A 5250-nucleotide genomic window follows, 5' to 3' on the forward strand; every position below is an offset into this window, starting at 1 on the left:
GAGCGCGCCGCGGCCGCGCTGGCCGGCGATGGCGAAGAGCAGGCCGACCGCCGCGACGCCCGCCCCCAGGTGGGGCTGGAGGTGAGGCGGGCTCCAGATGAGGACGTCCTTGCCGAACGTCCTATGCCACCAGTCATCCACCGGCGCCGCCGCCATGATAACGACGGTGCCGAACGCCGTGAGTGTGAAGCCGAACGGAAGCCTCAGCCGGCGAAGCCTGAATACCGGCCCGCCGATCTCCGCCTCGCGGCCGAGTGAGGCACGCGCGATGGCGGCGAGCGCGGCGGCCCATACGCCGAGCCCGCCGCCGTAAATGAAGAGGTGCGGCAGGATGAAGAACGAGTCGCGGCCGATCGTGCGGTGCCAGGCGGTGTCGAGGTAGACACCGGCCATTCCGGCGAGGCCCGAGAGCGCCGCCAGGGCGATCGCAAGATCGGGGAAGCTCGGCCGGTGACCCTCGGCGCTATCGGCCCGCACCAGCGGAAGTGTAGCAGGCGTCCGCCGGATCGACCGCTACAGGGGGCGGACGTCCCTGGTACTCTCCGGTCCCGACGACGTGATCGGTCCTCGGACGGAATGGCTCACACGGCCGGCCCGCCGCTCCTCTTCGAGAGTGCCGACCACGTGCGACGGCGTCTCGCCGAAGAACACACGCGTCGTAAGTCGAGTCGATATCCTGACGAGATGGAACAACCCGACCCAGAACGTCAGCGTGCCCAGGGTCAGCGCGAGCGCCGGCCGGAGGATCGCACGCTTGAGGATCACATTACTCGACAATCTCATGTGTCCCACACTATAGCTGGACGCGCGCGGCCTCGTAAAGGGTCGCTCGGATTGGAGCCAAGCCATGAACGAGCTGGTCACGCTGGCATCGTCGCTCGGGGCGCTCTTGAAGGACCGGAAGGAGACGATCGCGGTGGCCGAATCGTCGGCCGGCGGCCTGATCTCGGCGGCGCTCCTCGCCGTGCCCGGCGCGTCGGCCTACTTCCTCGGGGGCGGGGTGATCTACACGCAGGCGGCCCGGCGCGCGCTGCTGCGCGTGCCGGACGAGTCGGTCGCGGGGATCCGGTCGAGCACCGAGGCGTACGCGCGCCTGAAGGCGCGGACGATCCGCGAGCTCATGGGCGCGACGTGGGGGCTCGCCGAGACGGGCGCGACCGGGCCGACGGGCAACCGCTACGGCGACGCGGCGGGCCACGCGTGCCTGGCGGTCGCGGGACCGGTCGAGCGGGCGCTGACGCTGGAAACGCGGCGCGCCGATCGGGAAGAGAACATGCTCGCGTTCGCCCGGGCGGCGCTCGAGCTCCTGCAGACCTCGCTCGGTCAGCTCCAGCGGAGCCCGGGCAGATAGCGCTCGCGCCAGGCGTCGAACATCAGGAGCGCCCAGAGGATCTTCCGGTGGTCGTGCCGGCCGCCGAGGTGCTCGGCGACGAGCCGGCCCGTGGCCGCGGGATCGAAGAGCCCGACGTGCGCCACGCGCTCCGGCGAGAGCCGCTCCTCCAGCACCGGCCGGAGCGGGCCGCGCAGCCAGAGGCCGATCGGGACGCCGAACCCCTGCTTGCGCCGCTCCAGGATGGCCGGGGGCAGAACGCCGTGGAGGGCTCGCTTCAGGATGTATTTGGTCGTGAGGCCGCGGACCTTGAGGGCGGACGGGACCCGTCCCGCCAGCTCCACGAGGTTGTGATCGAGGAACGGTGCGCGGACCTCGAGGCCCGACGCCATGCTGGCGCGGTCCACCGTCGCGAGGTTCTGGCCGGCCAGGTAGAACTTGCAGTGCTGATAGATCGCGCGTTCGAGAGGGCCGAGGCCAATGACGCCGGTCAGGGCCCGCGCGAGCGTGTCGTCGCGGTCGGCCCGGGCGCAGTGCGGCGCGAGCCACGGCGACACGAGCCGCGCGCGTTCCGGCGCGGTCAACCCCCCGAGGAGGAGCTGCGTGCGAAGGGCCGGATCGTGAGGGAGGCCGCGGAAGAACTGCTTGAGGAGGAAGTCGACGCTCCCGTAGCGGGGTGACGACGGCAGGCGTTCCACGGCCCGGGACGTCGCGGTGACGAGCCAGCGCGGCCACCGCTCGAGCCACCGGGCCCCTCGCTCGGCGAGGAAAGTCGGATAGCCGCAGAACAGCTCGTCGCCACCGTCGCCGCTGAGCGCCACGGTGATGCTTCGGCGGGCGAACCGCGAGAGGGCGTAGGTCGGCAGGAACGAGCCGTCGACCAGGGGCTCGTCCAGGAGGTCGCCGACCTCGTCGAGGAGACGCCGGCCGTCGGCCGGCGTGAACGTGATCTCGTGGTGGTCGGTCCCACAATGCTGGGCGACGGCGCGGGCGAACGCGCGCTCGTCGTAGCTGGGCTCCTCGAACCCGAGGCTGAACGTCTGGACGGCGCCGCCGCCGGCGCGCGCCGCGAGGGCGACGACGGCGCTCGAGTCGAGCCCGCCGCTCAGGAAGATCCCCACCGGTACGTCCGCGACGAGCCGCTGCCGGACCGACGTCTCGAGCTGACCGAGCACCCGCGCGCACCATTCCGACTCGTGCACCGAATCGTCCGGGGCGAAGGAGATGTCCCAGTACTGCTTGATCCGCGGCGGATCGCCGGGACTCACGCTCAGGGTGTGGCCGGGCGGGAGCTTGGCGACGCCGGCGATCATGGACTGCGGATCGGGGACGTACTCGAACGCCAGATAGGCCGCGAGCCCCTCGGGGCTGAGCTCGCGCGGCACGGCGGGGTGCGCCAGGATCGCCCGCAGCTCCGAGCCGAACACGAACGCGTCGGGCCCGGCGGCGTAGTAGAGCGGCTTCTCGCCCATCCGGTCGCGCGCCAGGAAGAGCAGGCGCCGCGGGGCGTCCCAGACGACGCACGCGAACATGCCCTCGAAATGACTCACGCACGCTTCGCCATACTCCTCGTACGCGTGCACGAGGACCTCGGTGTCGGAGCGCGTGCGGAAGCGATGGCCCCGGCCTTCCAGCTGCGCCCGGAGCGCCCGGAAGTTGTAGATCTCGCCGTTCAGGGCGCCCCAGACCGTACCGCTCTCGTTGGAGATCGGCTGATCGCCGGTCTCGCGATCGATGATGCTGAGTCGCCGGACACCGAGCGCGACGAAGTCATCGAGGTGGAAACCCTCGCTGTCTGGGCCGCGGTGGCGCAGCGTGTCGGTCATCCGCCGCACCGTGGCGCGGTGACCGTCGTGAAGCCGGTGCTCGAGGAATCCCGTCAACCCGCAGATGGGCGGACTCCTCAGCGCCGCGCGGGCGACGCAGGCTGGAGGACGGAGAAGGGCCGGCCGTTGACCATCCCCGTCGCGATCTTCTCGACGGGCCGGTGGTCGAGCGCCTGGGCCAGGACTCGGTCGGCCACCGCGAGATAGCCCGGCGGCAGGGCCGGTCCGTCGGCGCCGGAGGCCGCCAGCGGGGACAGCACCACGACCGCGGGTCGGCCCAGGTAGAACGCGAGCACCAGCTCCGGCACCTCGACGGCGTAGATCGGGGTGTCGACCCTCACGGCGCTCGCCGCGAGGGCGCGCAGGTCGGTGCGGGCGTTGTGACGCGCGTTGTCGGCGAGCTGCCACGCGACGAGCCCGACCACGACCAGGGCCGCGAGTGCCAAGCCCAGGACCTGGCGGCGCCGCACGGTCAGCCGGTGAGACCAGAGCGCGATGAGCACCGCGATCGGCGGGCAGAGCGGCAGGTAGTACCGCATCCGCTGCTGCTCCGAGACACCGATGAGGAGGAAGACGACTCCCGCCCAGACGAGGAGGAGAGTCACCTTCCTCGCCACCGTCTGGTCCGTCGTCCTGAGCGCCGAGACGACGGCGAACGGCAGCAGCGGTGACCACGGGAGCAGGATCGCCAGGGTTTGCCCGATCGGCTCGGTGATCAGGCGCCAGCCCCACTGGCCGACCGGCAAGTACCACCACAACCAGTCGGTGAGAACGATATCCTGCACGAACTGCTCGCCGCCGACCACGGCGCCGAGCACGACCCACGGCGCGACCATCGCTCCGACCAGCAGCAGGCCCGTGGGCAAGGCGAGCCGCGAAAGGCCCCGCCACCCGGCCGTGCGCACGGTGAAGGCCACGACGATCACGATGCCCATGAGCGCGGCGGGACCCTTCGTCCAGAAGCCCACGCCCAGGAGAACGTAGAAGAGAGCCAGCCCGAGACGACGCCCGTCGAATTCCGCGGCGACGAAGGCCGCGATGGCGGCGGTGAGGACGAACGACAGCATCATGTCCGGCATCGGCGCTCGGGCCAGCGTGAAGACGCCGTGCATCGTCAGCACGATGAAGCCGGCCGTCAGCCCGACGGCCCGGCTCCAGAGCCGCCAGCCGATCCACGAGGTCGCGAGGATGACGCCGATGCCGGCGAGGAGCGACGGCCAGAGAGCGCTCGACTGCGTCACCTCACCGCCGGGCCAGGCCGCCAGCGCCACGAGCCAGGCGTAGAGCGGGGGTTTGTTGAGGTGCGGCACCCCGCCGATCTGCGGCAACGCCCAGTTGCCATTGGCCAGGATGTCGCGGGCCAGCATCGGGAAGCGCGTCTCGTCGTTCGTCGCCAGGACGCGGGCGCCGAAATCGAAGAACAGCAGCAACGCGCTGACCGTCAGGAGCACCAGCGGGCCGCCGCCGCCCGACACGGTTCGCTGCCACCCGCCTTCGGCGTGGGCGCTGCTCGGAACGGTCACGCGCGATCCAACCTGCTTTCCCTCGCCATGTCCGGTCTCCTCAGCGACCAGCCGCCTTCCGAGTCAGGCGCATGCCCATCGTTTCGCAGTCTAGCGGACCGAATCACAGAGGGCAAGAATTGTACGCGTCCGGCACGTCGTTCAGGGTATTACCTAACGACGGGACCCGTCGGGTAGAATAGCCTCCAGAACGGTGACGCGCCTCCTCTACTACCTCTACGAGCGCCGGCTGCTCCACCAGGTCCGCCGGCGGCCCCGTCCCGGCCACGTCGGCATCATTCTCGACGGCAACCGGCGGTACGCCCGGGACCGCGGGCTCGTGGACCCCGTGCGGACCTACGAGCTGGGCGCGCGGAAGCTCGACGACGTCCTCGAATGGTGCGCCCAGCTCGCCATCCCGACGGTGAGCCTCTGGGTTTTCTCGACCGACAATCTCCGCCGGCCGCCCGAGGAGGTCTCGGGCATCCTCGCGGCCGTCGAGTCCAAGCTGGCGGGGCTCGCCCGCGATCCCCGCATCCACCGCCTCGGCGTCCGCGTCCGCGCCGTCGGCAAGCTCGAGCTCCTCCCCGAC

General features: G+C 71.1%; 5 protein-coding genes. 2 read left to right on the forward strand and 3 right to left on the reverse strand.

What is annotated here, in order from left to right; all coding sequences use genetic code 11:
* A partial coding sequence (locus tag VKG64_05445) for a hypothetical protein (GenBank protein ID HKB24482.1) occupies window positions 1-477 on the reverse strand: 477 nt, incomplete at its 3' end.
* A 370-nt stretch (window positions 478-847) separates the two neighbouring features.
* Here VKG64_05445 and VKG64_05450 point away from each other — a divergent pair.
* A complete protein-coding gene (locus VKG64_05450) occupies window positions 848-1351 on the forward strand; it encodes a CinA family protein (protein ID HKB24483.1) in 504 nt (167 codons plus the stop codon).
* Here the strand turns inward: VKG64_05450 and asnB are convergent.
* Both asnB and VKG64_05460 read right to left on the reverse strand, forming a co-directional pair.
* Complete coding sequence (gene asnB / locus VKG64_05455; protein HKB24484.1) at window positions 1324-3213, reverse strand: asparagine synthase (glutamine-hydrolyzing); 1890 nt, start codon at window positions 3211-3213, stop codon at window positions 1324-1326. The genes VKG64_05450 and asnB overlap by 28 nt on opposite strands.
* Window positions 3214-3233: 20 nt before the next feature.
* On the reverse strand, window positions 3234-4679 hold the full coding sequence (locus VKG64_05460) for a glycosyltransferase family 39 protein (protein HKB24485.1): 1446 nt from the start codon (window positions 4677-4679) through the stop codon (window positions 3234-3236).
* Window positions 4680-4872: 193 nt separating this feature from the next.
* Here VKG64_05460 and VKG64_05465 point away from each other — a divergent pair.
* Window positions 4873-5250: undecaprenyl diphosphate synthase family protein (locus VKG64_05465; GenBank protein HKB24486.1), on the forward strand; the 378-nt coding region annotated here is incomplete at its 3' end.

This window comes from Candidatus Methylomirabilota bacterium (genome assembly GCA_035260325.1).
In the GTDB taxonomy this organism is placed as follows: domain Bacteria; phylum Methylomirabilota; class Methylomirabilia; order Rokubacteriales; family CSP1-6; genus AR19.

Bases quoted from the DNA above. Each gene is read 5' to 3' on its own strand.
- VKG64_05450 (HKB24483.1), top strand. From the start codon at position 848: ATGAACGAGCTGGTCACGCTGGCATCGTCGCTCGGGGCGCTCTTGAAG.